The organism is Gluconacetobacter asukensis (genome assembly GCF_014174375.1).
In the GTDB taxonomy this organism is placed as follows: domain Bacteria; phylum Pseudomonadota; class Alphaproteobacteria; order Acetobacterales; family Acetobacteraceae; genus Gluconacetobacter; species Gluconacetobacter asukensis.
This window is the reverse complement of sequence record NZ_JABEQE010000001.1, coordinates 353,521-375,500: the sequence shown is the minus strand read 5'-3', so window position 1 is coordinate 375,500 and position 21,980 is coordinate 353,521. Positions and strand designations below refer to the sequence as shown.

General features: G+C 63.3%; 18 protein-coding genes and 3 pseudogenes. 10 read left to right on the top strand and 11 right to left on the bottom strand.

Annotated features, from left to right (window positions below; all coding sequences use genetic code 11):
- Positions 1 to 6: 6 nt before the first annotated feature.
- Positions 7 to 293 (bottom strand): annotated as a pseudogene (locus tag HLH35_RS20450) (transposase); the annotation flags it as partial.
- Positions 247 to 498 carry an IS630 transposase-related protein gene (locus HLH35_RS20445; protein ID WP_456305628.1) on the bottom strand — a complete coding sequence of 84 codons (252 nt, stop codon included), beginning with the start codon at positions 496 to 498 and terminating at the stop codon, positions 247 to 249. The pseudogene HLH35_RS20450 and the gene HLH35_RS20445, both read right to left, overlap by 47 nt.
- Positions 499 to 816: 318 nt before the next feature.
- Between HLH35_RS20445 and HLH35_RS01710 the strand changes: the two genes are divergently transcribed.
- The 3 genes and pseudogenes from HLH35_RS01710 to HLH35_RS20435 all read left to right on the top strand — a co-directional run.
- Entirely contained in the window at positions 817 to 3,675 is a 2,859-nt protein-coding gene (locus HLH35_RS01710) for a TonB-dependent receptor domain-containing protein (RefSeq protein ID WP_182977468.1), read from the top strand.
- A 279-nt stretch (positions 3,676 to 3,954) separates the two neighbouring features.
- Positions 3,955 to 4,095, top strand: a pseudogene (locus tag HLH35_RS20440) (IS630 transposase-related protein); the annotation flags it as partial.
- Between the two features lie 33 nt (positions 4,096 to 4,128).
- Positions 4,129 to 4,449: pseudogene (locus HLH35_RS20435) on the top strand (transposase); the annotation flags it as partial.
- A gap of 12 nt (positions 4,450 to 4,461) precedes the next feature.
- Here the strand turns inward: HLH35_RS20435 and HLH35_RS01700 are convergent.
- The 4 genes from HLH35_RS01700 to HLH35_RS01685 form a co-directional block, all read right to left on the bottom strand.
- A complete protein-coding gene (locus HLH35_RS01700) occupies positions 4,462 to 5,391 on the bottom strand; it encodes a lysophospholipid acyltransferase family protein (RefSeq protein ID WP_182977466.1) in 930 nt (309 codons plus the stop codon).
- A 289-nt stretch (positions 5,392 to 5,680) separates the two neighbouring features.
- On the bottom strand, positions 5,681 to 6,601 hold the full coding sequence (prpB, locus tag HLH35_RS01695; RefSeq protein WP_182977465.1) for a methylisocitrate lyase: 921 nt from the start codon (positions 6,599 to 6,601) through the stop codon (positions 5,681 to 5,683).
- On the bottom strand, positions 6,598 to 7,758 hold the full coding sequence (prpC, locus tag HLH35_RS01690; protein ID WP_182977464.1) for a bifunctional 2-methylcitrate synthase/citrate synthase: 1,161 nt from the start codon (positions 7,756 to 7,758) through the stop codon (positions 6,598 to 6,600). The genes prpB and prpC overlap by 4 nt, the downstream gene beginning before the upstream one ends.
- 106 nt (positions 7,759 to 7,864) lie before the next feature.
- Positions 7,865 to 9,391 (bottom strand): MmgE/PrpD family protein, encoded by a 1,527-nt coding sequence (locus HLH35_RS01685; protein WP_182977463.1) that lies wholly within the window; start codon positions 9,389 to 9,391, stop codon positions 7,865 to 7,867.
- Positions 9,392 to 9,509: 118 nt separating this feature from the next.
- Between HLH35_RS01685 and HLH35_RS01680 the strand changes: the two genes are divergently transcribed.
- Genes HLH35_RS01680 through panB form a run of 3 tightly spaced genes read left to right on the top strand, consistent with a single transcriptional unit; the run spans position 9,510 to position 12,453 of the window.
- Positions 9,510 to 10,931, top strand: a complete 1,422-nt coding sequence (locus HLH35_RS01680) for a helix-turn-helix domain-containing protein (protein WP_182977462.1) — start codon at positions 9,510 to 9,512, stop codon at positions 10,929 to 10,931.
- 58 nt (positions 10,932 to 10,989) lie between these two features.
- The gene (locus tag HLH35_RS01675; RefSeq protein ID WP_246384757.1) at positions 10,990 to 11,586 is read left to right on the top strand and encodes a GNAT family N-acetyltransferase; all 597 of its coding nucleotides are present in this window, start codon (positions 10,990 to 10,992) and stop codon (positions 11,584 to 11,586) included.
- A 39-nt stretch (positions 11,587 to 11,625) separates the two neighbouring features.
- Positions 11,626 to 12,453, top strand: a complete 828-nt coding sequence (gene panB, locus HLH35_RS01670) for a 3-methyl-2-oxobutanoate hydroxymethyltransferase (protein WP_182977461.1) — start codon at positions 11,626 to 11,628, stop codon at positions 12,451 to 12,453.
- Here the strand turns inward: panB and HLH35_RS01665 are convergent.
- Positions 12,430 to 13,332 carry a LysR substrate-binding domain-containing protein gene (locus HLH35_RS01665; protein WP_182977460.1) on the bottom strand — a complete coding sequence of 301 codons (903 nt, stop codon included), beginning with the start codon at positions 13,330 to 13,332 and terminating at the stop codon, positions 12,430 to 12,432. The two genes, panB and HLH35_RS01665, sit on opposite strands and share 24 nt — an antisense overlap.
- Before the next feature lie 104 nt (positions 13,333 to 13,436).
- Between HLH35_RS01665 and phnX the strand changes: the two genes are divergently transcribed.
- Positions 13,437 to 14,273 (top strand): phosphonoacetaldehyde hydrolase, encoded by an 837-nt coding sequence (phnX, locus tag HLH35_RS01660; RefSeq protein ID WP_182977459.1) that lies wholly within the window; start codon positions 13,437 to 13,439, stop codon positions 14,271 to 14,273.
- Positions 14,270 to 15,385 carry a TIGR03364 family FAD-dependent oxidoreductase gene (locus HLH35_RS01655; RefSeq protein WP_182977458.1) on the top strand — a complete coding sequence of 372 codons (1,116 nt, stop codon included), beginning with the start codon at positions 14,270 to 14,272 and terminating at the stop codon, positions 15,383 to 15,385. Before phnX ends, HLH35_RS01655 begins: the two co-directional genes overlap by 4 nt.
- A 133-nt stretch (positions 15,386 to 15,518) precedes the next feature.
- Here the strand turns inward: HLH35_RS01655 and HLH35_RS01650 are convergent, their stop codons facing one another.
- Positions 15,519 to 16,406 (bottom strand): hypothetical protein, encoded by an 888-nt coding sequence (locus HLH35_RS01650; RefSeq protein WP_182977457.1) that lies wholly within the window; start codon positions 16,404 to 16,406, stop codon positions 15,519 to 15,521.
- Between the two features lie 249 nt (positions 16,407 to 16,655).
- Between HLH35_RS01650 and HLH35_RS20125 the strand changes: the two genes are divergently transcribed.
- Entirely contained in the window at positions 16,656 to 16,787 is a 132-nt protein-coding gene (locus tag HLH35_RS20125) for a hypothetical protein (protein WP_275944203.1), read from the top strand.
- On the opposite strand, the gene HLH35_RS01645 is transcribed toward HLH35_RS20125, so the two are convergent.
- The 3 genes from HLH35_RS01645 to HLH35_RS01635 form a co-directional block, all read right to left on the bottom strand.
- Positions 16,770 to 17,945: an MFS transporter gene (locus tag HLH35_RS01645; RefSeq protein WP_182977456.1), complete on the bottom strand. Its 1,176-nt coding sequence runs from the start codon at positions 17,943 to 17,945 to the stop codon at positions 16,770 to 16,772. The two genes, HLH35_RS20125 and HLH35_RS01645, sit on opposite strands and share 18 nt — an antisense overlap.
- A 255-nt stretch (positions 17,946 to 18,200) precedes the next feature.
- Positions 18,201 to 20,399: a TonB-dependent siderophore receptor gene (locus tag HLH35_RS01640; RefSeq protein ID WP_182977455.1), complete on the bottom strand. Its 2,199-nt coding sequence runs from the start codon at positions 20,397 to 20,399 to the stop codon at positions 18,201 to 18,203.
- A 101-nt stretch (positions 20,400 to 20,500) separates the two neighbouring features.
- Positions 20,501 to 21,187, bottom strand: coding sequence for an aspartate/glutamate racemase family protein (locus HLH35_RS01635; RefSeq protein WP_246384756.1), 687 nt, complete (start codon positions 21,185 to 21,187; stop codon positions 20,501 to 20,503).
- 164 nt (positions 21,188 to 21,351) lie between these two features.
- Between HLH35_RS01635 and aac(6') the strand changes: the two genes are divergently transcribed.
- On the top strand, positions 21,352 to 21,801 hold the full coding sequence (gene aac(6'), locus HLH35_RS01630) for an aminoglycoside 6'-N-acetyltransferase (protein ID WP_182977611.1): 450 nt from the start codon (positions 21,352 to 21,354) through the stop codon (positions 21,799 to 21,801).
- Positions 21,802 to 21,980: the final 179 nt, after the last annotated feature.

Sequence of the window (21,980 nt, the reverse complement as noted above, 5' to 3'; positions counted from 1 at the left end):
TCCACTTTATTCCGGTTCATATCCTGCGGCGGTGAAGAAGTTGGCGCATTCGTCAGGAGTGAAGGCATCGAGAACTGATCCCGCGGCGTCCCACTACGCTGTGACGGCTCTTGCTGCCTTGGCCCGTAACGGAGCCTCGAACTCGGCGAATGCCATTTCGATCGGGTTGAAATTCGGACTGTAGGGGGGGGCAGGAACATCAGCCGCGCACCGGCTTGCTCTATGGCCTTTCGTGCCCCCGGAACCTTATGAGCGGGCAGATGGTCCAGCACGATGATATCGCCCGGGCTCAGCATCGAGAACGTGCTCGACATAGGCCTGTAAGGCACGACCGCGCAGGCGCGCCACCCGTTCGCCGTTCTCGCGCTCACGCCGAAGCCATCGGATCGCCGTCGAAATCCCGATCCCGAACCGTTTCGCCACCGAACGGGCCGACCCGCCCACTGCTCCGGCTTCCAGAACGCGCACCCGAAGATCGTCACTCAATGCTCGCGCCATCACCTTCTCCATCAATGAAACGGGGAATCACAATCCACGCCGTACGTCACCCCAACGATTCATTGTTCAGCGGACGTGTTCTAGCAGACCGACCGAATTCGCCCGGCCACCTCTCTCTTCACAATTTCTTAGGATTTACCGATCCCGTACAAGCCTCAGCAGCACACACTTTGCGGAAGAACCCAGTTCTCAGTGGCACTCAACAGGCCGCCCTTAACTGGGGGTTATCGACGGTGAATCATTTTGAAATAGACATGGAAAGCGGCGAGATAAAGAATTCCAAATCGTAATAAAAATATGTGGGGAAGAGGTCAGTTCATGAGAATGTCTGGAAACAGTTCGAGAAAATGGCTTCTTTTCGGCATATCGGCACTAAGTCTTGGCTGGGCGTTTGATGCCCGCGCGCAGATCATCTCGATGCCCGGCACGACGACGGGTCAGGCCATCAACGACCAGTCCGCGAAGAGGACCAAGGTCACGTCGAAGCTGGATAGCACCGGCGAGACGATCAGCGTCGTCGGTACTCATCTGGGCGCCAAGGAAACGGCCGAGATCCAGCCTGTGACGATCATCACCAGCGAGCAGATCCAGCAATCCTCGTCGATGACCACGGGCGACATCTTCGCCCATATTCCGTCGATGGGCTTTTCGGGTAGCACGTTCAGCAATGCGGGCGGATCGTGCCTGAACATCCGCAGCCTGGGCACGGCGCGCACGCTGGTGCTGGTGGACGGGCACCGCATGGTCAACGGCAATGGGGCGGTCGACTGTCCGGACGTGAATGCCATCGTGCCGGCGATGATCGACCGGATCGAAATCCTGAAGGATGGATCGTCCACGACCTACGGGTCCGACGCCATTGCTGGCGTGGTCAATATCATCCTGAAGAAGAATTTCACCGGCACGACCTTTACCGCGAACGGCGGCGTCAGCGAGTACGGCGACGACCAGACGGCAGCGCTGACGATGGCGCACGGATTCAACTTCGATCACGATCGCGGTAATTTCACGATCGCAGGTTCGTACAACTACCAGGCGCCCATGGCCGCGGATCAACGCAAATGGGCGATGCAGGAAGCCAAGGTCAACAATCCGCCGGGCCAACCGCAATATTTCGGATCGCAGTACGGACCCCGGCCCGTCTATGCCGCCGTCAATGGCGGCCGGCCGCTGGCAGCGTCCAGTGACGGCGTGGCCCAATCCGTGATCTCGAACGGAGATGGTACCTACAGCCCCTATAGCTGGAACGACAATTACGATTATTCGCAGGACAACCAGATCATTTCCGAACAGCAGGTCGGGACCCTGGCCGTTACCGGACATTACGACGTCAACCCCCATCTGCAACTCTATATGACGGCGAATTACAGCCACACCCAGACGCAGAGCGTCGGCACGCCGATGTATATCGCGACCCCCGTCACGACGCTGACGGGCAATTCGGGCGCGATGGTGGTGCCGGCCGGCGAGCCGGGGAATCCCTTCGGCGAGGACGTGGCGCTGTATGATCGCATGTTCGATCTCGGCCGGCGCTACGACTACGACAGCGTCAACTACTACCAGTTCACCGGCGGCGCGAAGGGCGACCTGCCGAGCACCCACGGCTGGACTTACGATTTCTTCTTCTCGTACGGCAAGACCACCACGAGCTACAGCGAGAGCGAAGACGTGAACTGGCGCAACATGGAAAACGCTCTGGGCTTTCACCAGACCGGCGGCGCGGGATCAACGACGGGGTATTACGATCCCAACCTGTGTTCCAGCATCGCGGGATGCGCGTCGTGGGATCCGTTCAGCGGCACGATGTCCCAGGCGGCGCGGAACTATATCGGCTTCACCGATGTCGAGCCCTCGGGGCAGGAGATGCGCGACGTGCAGTTCACCGTCGCGAACAAGCATCTCGCCAAGCTGCCCTACGGTCCGCTGGGTATCGCCCTGGGCGTGGAACATCGCAGCCTCGACGGCTATTTCCATTCCTCGTGGGAAGATGCGGCGGGACTCAATTCCAACCTGGTCCGTGGCAATACGGGCGGCGGCTATAACGTCACCGAAGTGTTCGGCGAACTCAGCATTCCGCTGCTGAAGGACCTGCCGATGGCCAAGGCGCTGTCCGCCGAGGTGTCGGGCCGGTTCTCGAATTACGACACGTTCGGTCAGACTTATAACTGGCATGCCGGCCTGATCTATGCGCCGACCAGCGATATCAGCTTCCGTGCCAACATCGCCACCGGCTTCCGTGCCCCGACCATCCAGGACCTGTACAGGGCCAAGGTCGTCAGCCTGACGGGAACACGCGATCCCTGCGCCTATGTCTCGACCTATCCGGCCGGGGTGCAGTCGACCATTATCGCCAACTGCCGCGCGCAGGGCGTGAATCCGTCGAGCTTCAAGCAGACCAATGGATCGCTGAAATACGAGACTGGCGGCAATGCCGAACTGCAGCCCGAACTCTCACGCACCTATACGATCGGCACGATCGTGACACCGCGCTTCCTGCCCGGCTTCACCGCCACGATCGATTATTTCCACACCCACATCACCGAGGCAATCGGCTACCCGTCGCTGCCGACCGAATTGAACGGGTGCTACGAGAGTCCGAACCTGTCCAGCAGCTATTGCTCGATCCTGCATGGCCGCGATATAGATGGACAGCTCTATCCGGTGTCTCGCCTGCACGAGAATACCGGCGCCTTCATCGAAGACGGCATCGACATCAACGCCAGCTACTACCAGCCGATCGATTTCGTGAACTCGCTGCGCTTCGGGGCCGACATCCAGGATGTCACGTCCTACAAGCAGCAGAGCCAGGATGGCCAGGCGTTGATCAGCTATCTGGGCACCGACGCCGGTCCGCCGAAATGGGTTGCCAACGGCACGGCGACGTTCAGCCACGGCCGCTGGGACTTCACCTACATGCTGCGGTTCATCGACGGGTTCAATTACTATCCCAGCTCGTCCTACGGGCCGGGCGTGTCGGAATGGTGGAAGACGAACCAGGCCTTCTATCATGACGTGATGGTCACCTATCATGGCGACCGCTACAGCATCACCGCCGGCGTGAAGAATATCGGCGGCCGCGACCCGAACTTCTATGCCAACGGCTCCTACAACACCTCGCCCGACATGTATGACTATGCGGGACGATATATGTACCTCAAGGCGCAGGTCCATTTTTGAGAGCCTGCATAGGAACGTGCGCCGGCCAGTCGGCGCACGTCTTTCGTGCGTCGGTGCGCCGCGCATCGTGTCGATCGATGCGATGCGCGGCCTGACATGGGAGGATTTCGTCCAGCGTCGCCTGATCGACGCGGCGGGGTTGTCGGCCTGCCGACCTGCCAGATTACGGTGCCGCTCAGGGACGAGACCGATGTCGCTGCTAGAGAGCGTCCACTGAACTATGAATCGTGCGGGGTGACGCGGACCGTGGATTGTGATTCACCATTTTCATAGAAGGTGATGGCGCGAGCATTGAGTGACGATCTACGGGTGCGCGTTCTGGAAGCCGGAGCAGCGGGCGGGTCGGCCCGTTCGGTGGCGAAGCGGTTCGGGATCGGGATTTCGACGGCGATCCGATGGCTTCGGCGTGAGCGCGAGAACGGCGAACGGGTGGTGCGCCTGCGCGGTCGTGCCTTACAGGCCTATGTCGAGCACGTTCTCGTGCCAACGCTGAGCCCGGGCGATCTCGTCGTGCTGGACCATCTGCCCGCTCATATGATTCCGAGAGCGCGAAAGGCTATAGAGCAAGCCGGTGCGCGGCTGATGTTCCCGCCTCCCTATAGTCCTGATTTCAACCCGGTCGAAATGGCATTCGCCAAGCTCAAGGCCCTTTTACGGGCCAAGGCAGCAAGAACCGTCACAGCCTTATGGGACGCCGCGGGATCAGTCCTGGATGCTTTCACTCCCGACGAATGCGCCAACTTCTTCACCGCCGCAGGATATGAACCGGAATAAAGTGGAGATGCTCTAGCCAGTAGCGTGCAGTGCTGCCTTGGTCTTTGGCCAGCGCCGATGCAGCCAGAGCCAGGAGTTCGGCCGTTCCCGCACCCAACGGGCCAGCGTATTGTTCATGGCCACGCAAATGGCCTCAACGTCAGTATGATGTCGGCCCGTAGAGCAAACCTGCAAAGGTGGTTCGCAAACCAATCGAAAGCGGCCGGGGCCCAAGCGTATCACGTATACCGGCATGACAGGCAGGTTGAATCGCAAGGCCATCTGGGCGATGGCCGGTGCCGTCATCGCGTCTCGCCCTAGAAACGGGATGGACAGTCCGTCGTTCATTTTCTGATCGACGAGAAGGCCCAGGGAGCCTCCCTGCTGGAGATGCATGACCGCCTGCCGCGCGCCTCGGGAGCCTTTGGCAAACATTATGCTTTCTTCGCTGAGAGCCCGCTGCCTGAGAGCCTGTATGGTCTTGTTGATGACCGGGTTTGAACTTGCCCGATAAAAGCCCGACACGATAACGCCAAGGCTGCCGGCGATGGGGAGAATCATTTCCCAGTTGCCGAAATGGCCGGAGAAGAAAAGCGCCTGGCTATAGTTTTTCCTTAACGCTTCAAGATGTTCTTCCCCTTCTATTTCCCAGCCTGGGCCGGCAGTCGTACGCATGAAAGCATGTAGATGTGGAAGTTCGGCAACGTTTCGCCCCAGATTGTCCCAGACATCAGCGATAATGTTCTTGCGTTGCGAAGCGCCGAGTTCGGGCATGATATCGCGCAGATTGCGATCGGCCACGCGGGAAGCGGAGAGTTTCATGCCAATCGTACGCGCCAGGAAGCCCCCCATGTTCGATGCGTATGTGGGCCCGATCAGCCGGAGGAGAGCGATTGCGTGCCACAGAGCGTATGCCTGGGCAGACTGGGAGATGCGGTTCAGGACGAGAAGAATGAGAGGCATGAATGAGTATGGCATTAAATAGAATGTGCCACGATTGCTAAGTGTAACATAATGGGTCGATGGATTATTTTATATTTCAGAGAAGGTTCGAAATATATAAAAATAAAAAATTATACATGTGCGGAGTTATTATTTATGCTGTGCGTGATCGTGCGCGATTTCAAATTGTGATGGGCTATCTGAAAGCAGGCTGTACCTTACTCCCAGAGCCATCCGGCCCTGACGATCAGGGGTGAAGGGGACGACTGTCCCCTTCCGGGTGCAGGGCAGCGCCCTGCGATCTGGCAGTTCAGGCCGGTTCGCTGATCGTGGGGAGGATGGTTTCGACGATCGACTGATCCAGCGCCTCATATTCGTGATAGCGCAATGTGCGGTAGAGGGATTCCCGGGTTTGCATGTGGGGCAGCATGGCCTCGGTGCTGCCGTTGCGGCGGAGGGTGGTGTAGAGGTCTTCCTGGGCCTTGTTGGCGACGCGGAGTGAGCTGACGGGCCAGATGACCATGTGGTAGCCCATCTCTTCGAATTCCTGCGCGGTGAAGAACGGGGTGCGGCCGAATTCGGTCATGTTGGCGAGCAGCTTGACGCCGGGCATGCGGCGGGCGAATTCGCGGAACATGTCGGCCGTGGTCAGGGCTTCGGGGAAGATCGCGTCGGCGCCGGCTTCGATATAGAGTTTGGCGCGGGCGACGGCGCCGTCGATCCCTTCGCTGGCTGCCGCGTCGGTGCGGGCGATGATGACCAGATCGCGCGCGGCCTTGCGGGCGGCGCCGACCTTCAGGGCCATGTCGTGCGGGGTGGCGAGTTTCTTGTTGTTCAGGTGGCCGCATTTCTTGGGCAGGATCTGGTCTTCCAGATGCACGGCGGCGGCGCCGGCATCCTCGAAGGTGCGGACCATGTTCATCACGTTCAGCACTTCGCCGTAGCCGGTGTCGCCGTCGACCAGCAATGGGAGGCCGGTGGCGTTGACGATCTGGCGGATGAAGAACGTGACCTGGTCGATGGTGATGATGCCGAGATCGGGCAGGCCCATGCTGGCCGTCATGGCCGCGCCCGAGAGATAGAGCGCGTTGAAGCCTGCGTCCTTGGCCTGGAGCGCGGCCTGGCCGTTATGGGCGCCGGGCAGTTGCAGGATATCGGGGGATTGCAGCAGGGCGCGGAAGCGCCGGCCTGCCGCCTCGCCGTTGGTGGCGCCGCCTGTGAGGGTGATCATGCTGCTTTCTCCAGTCCGCCGCGTTGGTGCAGGGGGGTGAAGGGCCGCTTGTCGGGGCCGATATAGGCGGCCGACGGGCGGATGATCTTGCCGTTCTCGCGCTGTTCGATGACGTGGGCGCTCCAGCCGGTCAGGCGCGCGATGACGAAGATCGGCGTGAACATGGCGGTGGGGATGCGCATCATGTTGTAGGAAACGGCGCTGAACCAGTCGAGGTTGGCGAACATGTTCCGCCGCTCGGCCATCACACGCTCGATCCGCTCGGCGACGGTGTAGAGGCGCATGGCGCCGCTGCGGGCCGACAGGCGTTCCGCCCATTGCTTGATCACTTCGTTGCGCGGATCGGCGATGGTGTAGACCGGGTGGCCGAAGCCGATGACGACCTCGCGGTTTTCCAGCCGGCGCAGGATGTCGGCCTGGGCCTCGTCGGGTGTCTGGTAGCGCTGCTGGATTTCCAGCGCGACCTCGTTGGCGCCGCCGTGGCGCGCGCCGCGCAGCGCGCCGATGCCGGCGGTGACGGCGGAATACATGTCCGACCCCGTGCCCGCCACCACGCGGCTGGCGAAGGTCGAGGCGTTGAATTCATGTTCCGCGTACAGGATCAGCGAGGCATGCATGGCGCTGACCCATTCCGGCGGGGGCGCGTGGCCGTGCAGCATGTGCAGGAAATGGCCGCCGATGGTGTCGTCATCGGTCTTGACATCGATGCGTTTGCCGTTGGTCGAGAAATGATACCAGTACAGCAGCACCGATCCCATCGAAGCCAGCAGGCGGTCCGCGATCTCGCGCGCGCCCACCGGGTTCATGTCGCGGCGTTCGGGCAGGATGCAGCCCAGGGCGGAGACGCCGGTGCGCATCACGTCCATCGGGTGGGCGGCGGCTGGAATATCCTCCAGCAGGCGGCGCAGGCGGACGGGCAGGCCGCGCAGCGAGCGCAGTCGCTCCTTGTATTCCGCCAGTTCGGCGGCGTCGGGCAGGTGGCCGTGGATCAGCAGGTGGGCGACTTCCTCGAATTCGCAGGAGTTCGCCAGGTCCTTGATGTCATAGCCACGATAATGCAGCTCGTTGCCGGCATGGCCGACGGAGCTGAGCGCGGTTTCGCCGGCAGTGATGCCGGAGAGGGCGACGGATTTCTTGGGCTTGGACGCTTGGGTCATGTCACGTCTCCTTATTGTGCCTTTTCGCAGGGCTCTGCCCTGCACCCGGAAGGGGACAGTCGTCCCCTTCACCCCTGTTCGTTGAGGGGCGGGCGGGGTCAGTCTTTCATGCGGGGAAATTGAAGATGCCGGTTCGGTCGGTTGCTTTCAGCGCCTCCGGCGGGAGGGCGATTTCGAGCTGGCGCAGTTCGTTCGCGCGCAGGGAGGGCAGGCACTGTGCCGCGTCGAGGAAGCGTTCGATTTCGGCGGGGGGGAGGATGCCTTCGGTCAGGACGCGGAATTTCCGGATATAGTCGGGGCGGGTCCAGGGGGTGGCGCCCAGCGGGTGGGCGTTGGCGACCGCCAGTTCGCCGTCCAGCGTCGTGCCGTCATTGAAGGTGATGGTGATGCGGCCGCCGAAGGCTTTGATCGCCGGGTCGTCGGCGTAATAGCGGGCGGTCCATTTCGGGTCTTCGACCGTGTGGATCTTGCGCCACAGGCGCACCGTGTCGGCGCGGCGCGCGCGTGCGGGCGCGTAGGAGCGGACATGGTGCCAGGCGCCGTCCTGCAGGGCGACGGCGACGATATACATGATCGAGTGATCCAGCGTCTCGCGCGAGGCGTCGGGGTCGAATTTCTGCGGGTCGTTGGAGCCGGTGCCGATCACGTAATGGGTGTGGTGGCTGGTTTCGATCAGGATGTCCTTCACGTCGTCCCAGTTGCGGCCGGAGGCGCGGACGTCGGCGCCGAGGCGGAAGGCGAGGTCGATCAGGGCCTGGCTTTGATATTCCGCCGAATGTTCCTTGGTGTAGCTGTCGAGGATCGCGCGTTTGGCTTCGCCGGCCTCGGGCAGGGCGACGCGGTAATGGGCGCCCTTGCCGTCCAGCATCCAGGCGATCACGCCGTCTTCGCCTTCATAGATCGGGCTGGGGGAGGTTTCGCCCAGCATGGCGCGGTCCACGGCCTCGACCGCCATCTTGCCGGCATGGGCGGGGGCGTAGGCCTTCCACGATGAGATCTCGCCCTTGCGGCTCTGCCGTGTGGCGGTGGTGACGTGCAGGGCGTGCTGGATCGACTGGTAGATGGTCTCGGTAGGCAGGCCCAGCAGGGTGCCGATGCCGGCCGCGACCGAGGGGCCGAGATGGGCCACATGGTCGATCTTGTGCTTGTGCAGGCAGATGGCGCGCACCAGGTCGATCTGGATTTCGTAGCCGGTGGCGATGCCGCGTACCAGCTCGGCGCCCGAGCGGCCGCATTGCTGGGCCACGGCGAGGATGGCGGGGATATTGTCGCCCGGGTGGGAATATTCGGCGGCCAGGAACGTGTCGTGGAAATCCAGTTCCCGCACCGCCGTGCCGTTGGCCCAGGCCGCCCATTCGGCGTGGACGCGCACCTCCGGCCCGCAGCCGAACAGGGTGGCGCCGCCGGGCCGGGCGTGGGCCAGGGCTTCGGCGCGGGCGCTGACCACCGTATGGCGGTTGACCGAGGCGATGGCGACCGATGCGTTGTCGATCACGCGATTGATGATCATCTCGGTGACGTCGGGGAGAATGGCGACCGGATCGGCGGCGATTTCGGCGATCTGCCAGGCCAGTTGCGCGTCGCGCGGCAGACGGTCGCTCTCGGGGTGGACGGTGATGTCGTACTGGCGCATGGCTTGGTTCCTCTTTGGGGGCCTTGCTGCGGAGTATTGCCATTCTCGCGCATTCGGGAATGGCGATCCGGGCAAAATGGTGCCACGGTCCGGTGCTGGTTTTGCGAAGGATGCGAAGATGGCGACGGCGGGCGAAAAGATCTTCGCGGGGTCGAGAATTCGTGATCTGCGCGCGAAAAATGGCCAATCGCAGCAGGGGCTGGCGACGGCGCTTGGTCTTTCGGCGAGTTATCTCAATCAGATCGAGAACGATCAGCGGCCGTTGACGCCGGGTATTCTGTTAAAACTTTGCACGCTGTTCGGGGTCGAGCCGACCTGGTTCAGCGATAGCGGCGATATCCAGCGCATGCAGGTGTTGCGCGAGATCCTGGGGGACCCTTTGTTCAGCGCCATGCCCTCGCCTCGGCAGGTGCAGGAGGCGGTGCGGGGCGCGCCGTGGCTGTGCGATCAGTTCGTGACGCTGTATCGCGCCTTTCGGGCATTGCGGGAGGAGAGAGGGCAGGCCGGGGCCGCTGCGCCGGCGCCGCAGCCCGGCACCGGATCGTATGACGCGGTGGGCGATTGGGTGCAGGCCGAGCGGAACTATTTCGACGAGATCGATCGGGCGGCGGAGGGGTTGTACGAATCCGCGCGGCTGGAGGAAGGCGGGCCGGCCGAAATGCTGGGGCGCTATCTGCGCGATCGGCATGATATCCGGATCGTGACCGATGCCGCGTTGGATAGTCAGGGGGTGATGTGGCGGTTCGACCGGCGGGCGCGACGGCTGGCGGTCACCGGGGGCGTGCCGCCGGAGAGTACGGCCTTCTGGCTGGCGCAGGTGATCGGGCGGCTGGATTATGGGCAGGTTCTGGCCCGGCCGGTGCGCCGGTCGGGGCTGGGCAGCGCGGATGCGCGCGCATTGGCCACGGTGGGGATGAGCAATTATTTCGCCGGGGCGCTGCTGTTGCCGTACGAGCGTTTCCGGCGGGCGGCGCGGCAGACGCGGCATGATCTGGACCTGTTGCAGCGGCAGTTCGGCGTCAGTTTCGAACAGGTGTGCCACCGGCTGTCCACCATGCAGCGGCCGGGGGCGGAGGGAATTCCGTTCTATTTCATCAAGACCGATATCGCCGGCAATGTGCTGAAGAGCTACAGCGCCACGCGCTTCAGCCGTGCGCGGTTCGGCGGGTTGTGCGCGCAATGGAATGTGTTCGAATGTTTTTCGGCGCCCGGCAAGCTGCATGTCCAGATGTCGCGCACCACCGATGATGCGGTCTATATCAGCGTTGCGCGGACGGTGGGGCATTCGCCGGTTTCTTATTTCGACCGGCCGCGCCTGGTGGCGATCGTGCTGGGCTGTGCGGTGTCGCATGCGCCGGAACTGGTCTATTCGGCCGGGCTGGACCTGCGGGACGACCGGATGGTGATCCCGATCGGGCCGGGGTGTCGCGCCTGCATCCGCACCGATTGCCGGCATCGGGCGATTCCTGCCACGGGATTCGGGATCGACGCCGGCAGCGAGGAACGGGGGGTGGTGCCCTATCACATGGTGGCACCTTGAGACTGTGCCGGTCCTGGGTGGATTGACCGCGTGGCGGGCCCGTTCCATGGACGGCGTCATGAACAGGACGATGCCGGAACCGGGAGAACGGACGATGGGTGGTGACTGGCAGATCCGGCCGGCCCGGCGGGATGAGGCCGCTTTGCTGCCGGCGGTGGAAGAGGCGTCGGGCGCGCTGTTTCGCACCATCCCCGATCTGGCCTGGATTGCGGATGACGGCGTGATGCCGGCGGAGGCGCATCTGGCAGCCATTGAAGCCGGGACCTGCTGGGTGGCCGCCGATGGGGTGGATATTGCCGGTTTCCTGACCGCCCGTGCGACGACGGAGGATGGCGACGGACCCGATGCCGGCCGGGCGGTGCTGCATGTGTGGGAGATGTCGGTGGCGCCGGACTATCAGGGCAGGAGGCTGGGCCGGGCGTTTCTGGAGCATGCAGCTGCCCATGCCGCGGCGCAGGCCATGGTGGCCGTGACCCTGACGACGTTTCGCGACGTGGCGTGGAATGCGCCGTTCTATGCGCGGACCGGTTTTACGATCCTGCCTGATGCGGCCTTGACGCCGCGCCTGTGGGGCGTGCTGGCCGCCGAAATTGCGCATGGCCTGCCGGCGGCGCGGCGGTGCGCCATGCGGCGGCCGGTTTCTTCCGTTTCCTGATTATCTGTTCATCAACCAGGCCATTTCATGGATCGTATCATGCGCATCACCGTTTTCGACATTCAGGCCATGAAGGAATCCGGGCAGCGGATCGCCATGCTGACGGCCTACGACCATCCGTCTGCCGCGCTGGCCGAGCGGGCGGAAGTGCCGATGCTGCTGGTCGGGGATTCGCTGGGGATGGTGGTCCATGGGGCCGATACCACCCTGCCGGTCACGCTGGACGACATGATCCGCCATGCGCGGGCCGTGGTGCGCGGCAGCAGCCGGGCGCTGGTGGTGGCCGACCTGCCGTTCCTGACCTATGCGACGGAGGGCGACGCCATCGCCTCGGCCCGGCGGGTGATGCAGGAGGCCGGGGTGCAGGCGCTGAAGCTGGAAGGCGGGATCTCCATCGGTCCGACGGTGCGGCGGCTGACCGAGCTGGGCGTGCCGGTGATGGGCCATCTGGGCCTGACGCCCCAGGCGCAGCACACGCTGGGCCTGCGGGTGCAGGCGCGGCAGGCGGAGGCGGCGCGGCGGCTGGTGGAGGACGCACTGGCGTTGCAGGATGCCGGGGCCTTTGCCCTGGTGCTGGAACTGGTGCCGGCGCCGCTGGCGGCGGCGGTGACGCAGCGGCTGCGCATTCCGGTGATCGGCATCGGCGCCGGGGCGGGGTGCGATGGGCAGGTGCAGGTGTGGCACGATCTGCTGGGCCTGTTTCCGGGCAAGTCGCCGCGCCATGCCAAGCGGTATGCCGATATCGGCTCGGCGATCGAGGAGGCGTTGCGGGCCTATGTGGGCGATGTGCGGTCCGGCGCCTTTCCCACCGCGGCGCAGAGCAGTGGCATGGACCCGGAGGAACTATCCCGCGCCCTTGGGGGCTGAAGCGGCCGCGCGAGCCCGCTCCAGTGTCCGCGCGACGGTGAACAGTTCGCCGATCAGGCGCGAGGCGGCCTGTTCGCGCGGGGCGAGCAGGGAGATGACCATGCGCACGCTGCAATCGCTGATCGGCAGCACGCGCACGCCGCGCCGCCCGCCATATTCGCTGGCCGCGATCACGCCCACGCCCAGCCCGGCCGCGACGGCTTCTACCATCGCCTCGCGCCCGTCGACCGTCAGGGTGGGGGTGCAACTGATCGCGTGGCGTTGCAGCTCGCCCGCCAGCAGGCGTTGGGTGGCGGAGCGGGGTTCGCGAAAGATCATGCCGCGTTCGGCCAGAATGGAAAACGATACGCTCTTGCGAGCGGCGAGGTCGGACTGTTTGTGGACCAGCGCGATCAGCGTGTCCGCGCGCAGGGTCTGCGCGTGCAGCCGCGCATCGACCGCCGCCGCCGCCGTGACCGCGACATCGACCGAGGCCGTATGCAGCCGCTCGAGGCAGGTATCGGCGTTGGAGATGGCCAGGGTGATGCCGACATTGGGGTGACGTGCGCGAAAGGCCGCGATCAGGGACACTGCCAGGTCCGGCGCGTCGGACACCATGGACAGGGTGCCGAATTCCAGTGCCGCCGCCTGGGACAGCAGGGCTGCCGCCTGGCGCTCGGCCTCGAAGATCGGCTGGATGATGGCCAGCAGCCGGCGGCCGAATTCGGTCGGTTCGACCGTTCGTCCGCGCCGGTGGAACAGCACGCAGCCATAATCCTGTTCCAGGCGCCGGACCTGATCGGAGATCGCGGGCTGGGTCAGCCCCAGCGCCGAGGCGGCGGCAGAGAAGCCGCCGTGGGTTGCGACCGCCTGCACCGCCCGCAACTGCACATATTGCATGTCGCTGATCCATAAATTCAATCGATAGTATGATCGTTATTATCGATTTTATTGCCCGTCCGCCAGCGCGTTATGGTGCCTGTGTCGAATGCGGAGCAGGGCGCATGGCGGGGCATTTTTCCATCGAGGCGGTTATCTTCGACTGGGCTGGAACGCTGGTCGATTTCGGATCGTTTGCGCCCATGGCAGCGTTTGTCGAAACCTTTGCCGGATTCGGTCTTTCGATCGACATCGAGGAAGCACGGCGCCCGATGGGGCTGGCCAAGCGCCCGCATGTCGCAGCCCTGCTCAACCAGCCGCGCATCGCCGCTGCCTGGACGGAGATGTATGGCCATGCGCCGGGCGATGTGGTGATCGATCGGGTTTACGAGGCGTTTGTCCCCCGCAACATCGCGGTGGCGGCGCGCCACGCGGTGCTGATCCCGGGTGCCGCGGAGTGTGTCGCGGAACTGCGCCGGCGCGGGCTGCGGATCGGATCGACCACCGGCTACACGCGCGAGATCATGGAGGAAATCCTGCCCGTCGCCCGCAGTCAGGGGGTTGAGGTGGATTGTCTGGTCTGTGCCGGTGAGACGCAAACCGGCCGTCCAGGCCCGTTGATGCTGTGGAGGAACATGATCGCGCTGAATGTCTGGCCGGCCTGGCGGGCGGTGAAGGTTGATGACACGATCGTCGGTGTTGCCGAAGGACGGAATGCCGGGGCGTGGAGCGTCGGGGTTGCGGTCTCGGGCAATGTGTTCGGCTGCACCGAGGCGCAGATCGCGGCCATGTCGCCCGATGAATTCGCCGTCCGGCGCGAGCGCGCCCGCGCCGTGTTGCTGGAAGCCGGGGCGCATGAGGTGATCGACAGCGTGGCCGACCTGCCCGCCGTGGTGGAGCGGCTGGATGCGCGGTTGGCGGCCGGCGAGCGGCCCGATACCGAGTTGCGGACCTTTCCATGACCGCCGGATACGACCTTGCCATTGTCGGTGCTGGCATTTGCGGCCTGGCCCATGCGCTGATTGCCGCCCGCCGGGGGCGGCGCGTGATCGTCATTGATCGGGACCTGGCCGCCAATGGGGCCTCGATCCGTAATTTCGGGTTTATTACCGTCAGCGGGCAGGAACGCGGCCGTTCCTGGGGGCATGCGCGGCGCAGCCGCGACATCTGGGCCGAGATCGCGCCCGATGCCGGAATTGCGGTGCATCAGCGGGGCTTGCTGGTGCTGGGGCGCCGGCCGGAGACCATGGCGGTGCTGGAAGCCTTTCGTCAGGACGAGATGGGCGCGGGCTGTACGCTGCTGAGCCGCGAGGCGCTGTCGGCATGGCCGGGGCTGCGCGGCGAGGCCATGCTGGGCGCGCTCTATTCACCCCATGAATTGCGGGTGGAATCGCATGAGGCCATTCCGCGTCTGGCGCGCTGGCTGGAGGAACGGCACGGGGTGACGTTCCTGCGCGGGGCAAGCGTCTTTTCCGTGGCGCCTCCGCGCCTGGAGACCAGTCGGGGCACGATCCATGCCGATGCGGCCATTGTCTGCCCCGGCGACGATTTCCACACGCTGTTCCCCGACCGTATCCGGCCCCACGGCCTGACCCGCTGCAAGCTGCAGATGATGCGTCTGGCGCCCGGCGGCATCGATGCCGCGCAGCCGGCGGTGATGTCTGACCTCGGCGTCGGGCGGTATCGCGGCTACCACCATCTGGCGGGCCATGCGGCGTTGATGACGCGGCTGGAGGCGGAGCAGCCGGATTATCTGGCAGCGGGGATTCACCTGATTGCGGTGCGGGCCGCCGATGGCAGCCAGATCGTGGGGGATTCCCATGTCTATGCCGACCAGCCGGACCCGTTTTCGGACGAACGGGTCGATGATCTGATCCAGTCCGAGCATGCTTCCGTCCATCGGGCGACCCCGCCCGTGGTGTCGCGCTGGACCGGCACCTATGCCAGTGGCCCCGAGACCATGCTGATGGAGCGGATATCGGACAGTGTGCGGCTGGTGATCGTCAGCAGCGGCACGGGGGCCAGCACTTCGTTCGGTATTGCCGAGGAGACGCTGGCCGATCTGTGGGGGTAGAGGGGCGGGATGCCAGACTCCTTCCGGGTCGGAATATTCCTGGTAAGGCGTTAAAGCCGGTCTCTACCCGATGGGGGCATGCGAAGTGGGGCCGCATTGGAGAATATACGCGTTGGAAACGATGTTCTGTGCATTATTTTATATCGCAGGAAAGAGATTTCTTTGACGCCATGACAGCCTCGTGCAGCGCACGTGGCTGATCAGCCGCGACAAGAAAAGTCGAAATGGGAGTGGGGTCTATCTTTAACCATCTTACCAGGTGAATTGGCCGATTGAGTTGAATCTGTACCGTTGGAACTCCCTTTAAAGTCATTTTTTCTGCGCCGGGAATGCTTCTCTTGCTGGGTGTTTCCACGACCTCGACTGACAGGATCTGAGCAAGATCAATCTCGGCGCGCTTATACGGTCCCCGGAAGACCACCAGCTTATTTTCCGTAATATAATGTGGCCGTTGCCTCATGGCTTCCAATATACCAAAGATCCAAATAATCGTATAAATATCAGCGAATAATATCAGAAGCGTCCATTTGGCGGCATTTGTATGGAGGGCTCGTAAGGCAAGATGGGTCAGTCCGATGTCGACAGGTGAACAAAACACCAAGATCAATGGAATCCAGCGCAGAATCGCATTATCGGTGTATCCAAATCGCGTCGCATGCTGGATATCCCGTGGATAAGATCTGCGAATACCAGAAAAAATAGAGACGATGACCACAAGCTCGGTAGCTAAAATTCGCGCTGTTCGCGGTGGGAAAAATGCCTCTGCCTTCTCTAATATGATCTGTTCAGGGAATATGAATTTATTGTTTGTATTTCTTGTAAATGATTTGATCGCGATGAAGACTAGAAGCAACTCGACACACGCGACAAGCAAGCGGGCTTGCGATTGTATTTGGGTGCCACTGGCGTAGATTGCACAGATGAGCATCATGCCAGACGGAAAGATCAAATGCGACCAACGTGAATCGCCTCTATACACGTCGAGTAATATGCCGAGAAGCCTGATGCACAGCGCGACCACGATTGTTCTTAACAGAAGAACGTGGACGAATTCCGACGAATGATTTCCATAATCCAGCGCGAGAAACAGACACGATCCAAAGAGAGCGAGATTGCACGAAAACAATGCCACGCGTCTGAGGAGATCGATAGCGTGTCCAAATGGATTCTGCATCTTTCGCGTTTGGAACCTCCCATATTATCGTATCGCAAGGAATCCGATGTAACAATTGCCATATTTCAATCGTATGGCCGGAGGATTAGGTCGGCTATGTCGGATAGTGTGCGGCTGGTGATCGTCAGCAGCGGCACGGGGGCCAGCACCTCGTTCGGCATTGCCGAGGAGACGCTGGCCGATCTGTGGGGGGAGAGGGCGGGAAGCGCGTCACTCGGCCTGCGGTGACAGGCGCCCCGTACGGGACAGCAGGACCAGCACCACGCCCAGCAGGCTGATTCCCAGGCCCGCGGCGGAGACCATCGGATATCCGAACCCCAGGGACAGGACGGCCCCGCCCAGGGCCGCCCCCAGCGCGTTGCCCAGATTGAAGGCGCCGATATTGACCGACGAGGCCAGGCCCGGCGCATCGTGCGCGGCCTGCATGGTGCGCATCTGCAAGGCCGGCATCAGCGAGAAACTGGCGACGCCCCACAGCAGGACCCCGACCAGCGCGCCGGCCGGCGTCTGCGCCGCGAAGGGAAAGGCCAGCATGATCAGGCCGAGGATCGGGAAGAACACCAGCAGCGTGCCGGCCAGCGACCGGTCTGCCGCCCGGCCGCCGATGGCATTGCCGATACTGAAGCCGACGCCGATCAGCATCAGCGCGACCGTCGTCAGGGTCGGCCCCGCCCGGGTGATATGCTCCAGCATCGGCACGATATAGGTATAGAGCTCGAACATCGCCCCGGCGCCGATCACCGTGACGCCCAGCGCCATCAGCACGTTCGGGCGCATGATGGCCTTCATCTCGGCCGCCGCGTCCGGCGTGGGGCCGGCCTCGGCCAGTGGCAGGGCGAAGGACAGGGCCGCCGCCGCGACTACCCCCAGCACCGAAATGGCGGCGAATGCGCTGCGCCAGCCCAGCGTGTCACCCAGCCAGGTTGCTGCCGGCACGCCGAAGATATTGGCGACGGTCAGGCCCATGAACATGCTGGCGACCGCACTGGCCCGGCGGTTGGCCGCAACCAGGCTCGCCGCCTCCACCGCCCCCAGCCCGAAGAATGCCCCGTGTGCCATGCTGGTCAGGACGCGCGACAGCAGCAGCTGCATATAGTCGCCGCTGATGGAGGAGGTGAGGTTGCCGATCGCATACAGGATCATCAGCCCGATCAGCGCATATTTGCGCGGATAGCGCGCCAGAAACAGGGTGACGAACGGCGCGCCGCCCATCACGCCGAAAGCATAGGCGCTGATCAGGCTGCCTGCCTTGGGCACGCTGACATGGACCCCGTCCGCCAGGACGGGCAGCAGCCCCATGGGGGTGAATTCGGTCACCCCGATTGCGAAAGCCCCGCAGGCCAGGGACAACAGCGCAAGACCGGACGAACCATCGGCTTTCGACAAGGGGCGTTTCTCCTACAGGATGGGGATTTCAAAGATCCGGGCGCGATCGGCCCTTGTTCGTTTTGCGGTACGAATGATTTCTTTGCGCAACAAATCTGCCGTATGCATCGGGCAGCAATCATGAAACCGTGCGTCGGTCCTCGGTTTTCCCGTCTGCCGCAGGGCCCTGAGCTGGGTGTTCGCGAAGAGTTCAATCATTGCGAACATCTGTACGCTGTCTGCCGCAATGGATCAACGAATGGCTTTTGCGTGCCTCTACCAGCGATGGGCGAGGGTGACGAACACCGCGCGGCCGGGGGCCCAGGAGCAGGCGACGGAACGGGTGCAGGTCGCGACATAATGGCGATCGGCGATGTTGGTGCCGTTGAACTGGATGGACGTGCGCCGGTAATCGACATGGGCGACGAGATCCCAGACCACCTGGCTGGGCACCGCGAAGGTCTCGGGCAATGCGCCGGCCGTGTTGCCGGTATAGCGCACGCCGCCGCCGATGCCGGTGACGAGATCCTGTGTGAGATGGAAGTCGCGCTTCAGGAACAGGGAGGCCATATGCGATGGCACGGCGACGGGGCGCTGGCCGACCTGCGCGGTCGTGGTCGATTTGGTGATTCTCGGGTCTTGGTAGGTGAAGGAGGCGAGGAAGTCGATCTTGCCCGGCAGGCGGCCGACGCCTTCGGCCTCGAACCCCCTGGTGCGCTGTTCGCCGGCCTGGATCTGGTAGGTTGAATCGAGCGGATCGGTGGTGAGGATGTTGGTTTCGACCAGATCGAAGAAATCGGCCGTCAGCATGAAATCCTCGCCCCATGGTGTGCCGTGGGGCGGCTTGTATTTCAGGCCGGCTTCGACCTGCCGCCCGCGTGTCGGCAGGAACGGTGTGTTGAGCCGTGTCGTGCCGACCTGCGGCTGGAACGAGGTGGAGTAGGCGGCGTAGGGCGCGAGGCCGATCGGGGAAGAGTAGAGCAGCCCGGCGCGGCCGGTGAAGGCGTTGTTCGCCTGCGGGGTGTGCAGCTTCGTCAGATTGTCGACGGTCAGGCTTTCCGTGAAATCGCCGCGTCCGGACAGGGTCAGGTGGAAATCGTGCCAGGTGGCCTGTTCCTGCGCGTAGAGGCCGGTCTGGCTTTCCGTCTCGTTGGTGTTGGTGGTTGTGGCATAGGTCGGCCAGGTGATGGGGCGGTAGACGGGGGCGTAGAGATCCAGCGAGGGGGCGGCGCGTTGCCCCCGGCGATTGGCCAGGAAATCGCTGCGGAAATCGATGCCGGTGAGCAGTTCGTGCGTGATTGCTCCTGTCCGGAATTTCAGGTCGGATCGGGTGTCGAGGGTGACATTGTTGTAGTTGGCCGATTGCAGCAGCGCCTGTCGCGTGATGGTGCGCTGGTCGCTTTGCAGGGCCGAGGTGGTCACGAACCGATAGGCCAGATCGAGATGCGCGTAGCGCATGTTCTGTGTGATGGTCCAGTTGGGTGTGAGGTGGCGCGTGAAGCTGTAGCCGATGGCCGCCTGCCGTTTGGAATAGACGTCGTAATCGGCATCGCTGCTGAGGAAATCGCGGGCGATGCGGCCATATTGCGTGGCGGTGAGGGTGCCTGCGGCGGGCAGGAACTGTGCCGTCGAGCCCGCGTCGAGCTGTTCGAAACTGGCCAGCAGCGTGAGGTCGGTCCTGTTGTCGGGTTTCCAGCCCAGTGACGGGGCGACATAGATTTCGTTGTTCTTGATGTTCTTCGCGTAGGTATCGGATTTGCGGATCAGCCCGTTGAAGCGCCAGAGCAATGTTTTCGATGCGTTGAGCGCGCCGCCCAGGTCGGCCGCGCCCTGCACGCGGCCGTAGGAGCCGGTCTGGAAAGCGATTTCGTCCTTCTGGTCCGCGCGTGGCCGTTTGCTGACGGCGTTGATGATGCCGCCGAGCTGTCCGGAGCCGTACAGGGCCGAGGTCGCGCCGCGCAGCACGTCCATTTCCTCCAGCCCCCAGGGCTCGATGCTGAAGGATTGGGAGGAGGCGGCATCCGGCGTGCGGGTGCCGTCGAGATAGATGTCGGGCGCGAAGCCACGGATGGTGCCGAAATAGCCGCGCGGATCGTCCTTCGAGCCGTAGTCGGAAACGCCCGCCGCATAGCGCACGGCCTCGGAGACCGCGCGGGAATTCAGCACGGCCATGCGCTCCTGGGTGATGACCGTGATGTTCTGGGGGGTCTGCTCGATGGGCGTTGCGGTCTTGGTGGCGGCGGCGCCGTTCCGGGCCAGCAGCGCGCGGCGTGCGCCGGAGACCTCGATTTCCTCGGTTGTCGCCTCATGCCGGCCATGGGGGGCGGGCTTCGCGTCATGAGGGTGATGGCGCGGCTTGTCGTGAGGGAGCGGTTGGTCAGGGATGGTGGATGCGGAGGCAGTGGAACCCGCGAACAGCAGCAGGGCGGAGGCAAGAAAAAGGGGCTGTCTGGCCTGGGAAAGGGAAGGGGGCATGGTCCACCATCGGCGTTGATGGGCCCCCTTTAGTCTTAATGCGAATAACTATCAATAACATTATGTGCGGTGACCATGCCGATCGCGATCGCCTTGTCCAGTCAGGCCAGCGCCTCGGCGACCGCTGCCTGCGCGTGCAGCGCGGTGGTATCGAAGAGGGGTACGGGGCTGTCTTCAGGGCGCACCAGCAGCATGATTTCGGTGCAGCCGAGGATGATCGCTTCGGCGCCGTCTTCGACGAGTCGGGCAATGATCTCGCGGTATATGGCACGGGAGGCCGGGCTGACCGTTCCGGCTACCAGCTCTTCATAAATGATCCTGTGCACCTCGGCGCGGTCCTGCGCGCCGGGCACAAGGACATCCAGGCCGTGATGTCCGGACAGGCGGTCCTTGTAGAATGCCTGCTCCATCGTGAAGGCGGTGCCCAGCAGGCCCACCTTCCGGAACCCGGCCGCCTTGATGTGTGCGGCCGTCGGATCGGCGATGTGCAGCAGGGGGATGCGGACCGCAGCCTGAATGTCGGGTGCCATCCGGTGCATGGTGTTGGTGCAGATCAGCAGCATGTCCGCACCGGCGGCTTCGAGGCGCCGGGCGGCATCGACCATGCGGGCGGTCAGGCCCTCCCAGTCGTTCCGATGCTGCAGGGCTTCGATCTCGGAGAAATCGAACGACCATAGCAGGCAGCGGGCAGATGCTGTCGGGCCCAGGCGGTCCCGCACGCCCTGGTTCAGGATACGATAATATTCCGCCGAGCTTTCCCAGCTCATGCCGCCAATCAGGCCAATCATCCGCATGGTGCCTCCGGGGATAAGGTCTTTCCGTTCCTTATCGCGAATGGACTCAGGACGGAATGGCGGCTTGCGGCCCCTGACGATGCGGGGCGCAGGCGTTGCGTGCCGTGTTCAGGCGGATCATGCTCATCCTGTCGGAAAAGGTGCGTGAGGGATGGGCGATGGAAATCCTGCCGGTGGCCGAAAGGCATATCGAGGCCTACGCGACCATGCGGACGGCATCGTGGCCGTCCGAGACGATTGCCCGGCATCGAGGGGACATTGAAGAGGCCCTGGCGTCATCAAGCGTCGACCATGTGGCCTTTCTGGCGGTCGCGGGAGGGGATGTGTGCGTCGGTTTCGGGGAGGCTGCGCTGCGGCATGATTATGTGAATGGGTGCACGACGTCGCCCGTTGCTTTTGTCGAAGGACTCTATGTGTCGCCGGACATGCGTCGGAACGGTGTGGCGCGTCGGCTGATGGACCGGATCGTCGCGTGGGCGCGGACACGCGGATGTTCGGAAATCGCGTCTGACGCTGATGCCGGCAATATGGACAGCCACGCGATGCACGAGGCGCTCGGATTTTGTGAAACCGAACGTGTCGTCTTCTTCCGGCGCAGCCTGATCTGAGGTCGCCCGGGACGGGCCGGACACGGAACATGCGGCGGCGGACGCCGATGGGCATCCGCGCGCCCTCGGTGCGGGGATATTGAAAAAATCCTTATTTTGCAGAAGGAAAGTGAGGAATGTGAATATATCGTATCGTGGCAAGAGTATCAAAAAGTAAACGAATATCGTCCGTTATTGAC

Coding starts and splice junctions, on each gene's coding strand:
- panB (WP_182977461.1), top strand. CDS start 11,626: ATGCGCATCACCGTTTTCGACATTCAGGCCATGAAGGAATCCGGGCAG.
- HLH35_RS01710 (WP_182977468.1), top strand. CDS start 817: ATGAGAATGTCTGGAAACAGTTCGAGAAAATGGCTTCTTTTCGGCATA.
- HLH35_RS01685 (WP_182977463.1), bottom strand. CDS start 9,391: ATGCGCCAGTACGACATCACCGTCCACCCCGAGAGCGACCGTCTGCCG.
- HLH35_RS01680 (WP_182977462.1), top strand. CDS start 9,510: ATGGCGACGGCGGGCGAAAAGATCTTCGCGGGGTCGAGAATTCGTGAT.
- HLH35_RS01640 (WP_182977455.1), bottom strand. CDS start 20,399: ATGCCCCCTTCCCTTTCCCAGGCCAGACAGCCCCTTTTTCTTGCCTCC.
- phnX (WP_182977459.1), top strand. CDS start 13,437: ATGGCGGGGCATTTTTCCATCGAGGCGGTTATCTTCGACTGGGCTGGA.
- HLH35_RS01675 (WP_246384757.1), top strand. CDS start 10,990: ATGAACAGGACGATGCCGGAACCGGGAGAACGGACGATGGGTGGTGAC.
- HLH35_RS01700 (WP_182977466.1), bottom strand. CDS start 5,391: ATGCCTCTCATTCTTCTCGTCCTGAACCGCATCTCCCAGTCTGCCCAG.
- HLH35_RS01665 (WP_182977460.1), bottom strand. CDS start 13,332: ATGCAATATGTGCAGTTGCGGGCGGTGCAGGCGGTCGCAACCCACGGC.
- HLH35_RS01655 (WP_182977458.1), top strand. CDS start 14,270: ATGACCGCCGGATACGACCTTGCCATTGTCGGTGCTGGCATTTGCGGC.
- HLH35_RS01635 (WP_246384756.1), bottom strand. CDS start 21,187: ATGATTGGCCTGATTGGCGGCATGAGCTGGGAAAGCTCGGCGGAATAT.
- prpB (WP_182977465.1), bottom strand. CDS start 6,601: ATGATCACCCTCACAGGCGGCGCCACCAACGGCGAGGCGGCAGGCCGG.
- HLH35_RS20125 (WP_275944203.1), top strand. CDS start 16,656: ATGTCGGATAGTGTGCGGCTGGTGATCGTCAGCAGCGGCACGGGGGCC.
- prpC (WP_182977464.1), bottom strand. CDS start 7,758: ATGACCCAAGCGTCCAAGCCCAAGAAATCCGTCGCCCTCTCCGGCATC.
- HLH35_RS20445 (WP_456305628.1), bottom strand. CDS start 498: ATGGCGCGAGCATTGAGTGACGATCTTCGGGTGCGCGTTCTGGAAGCC.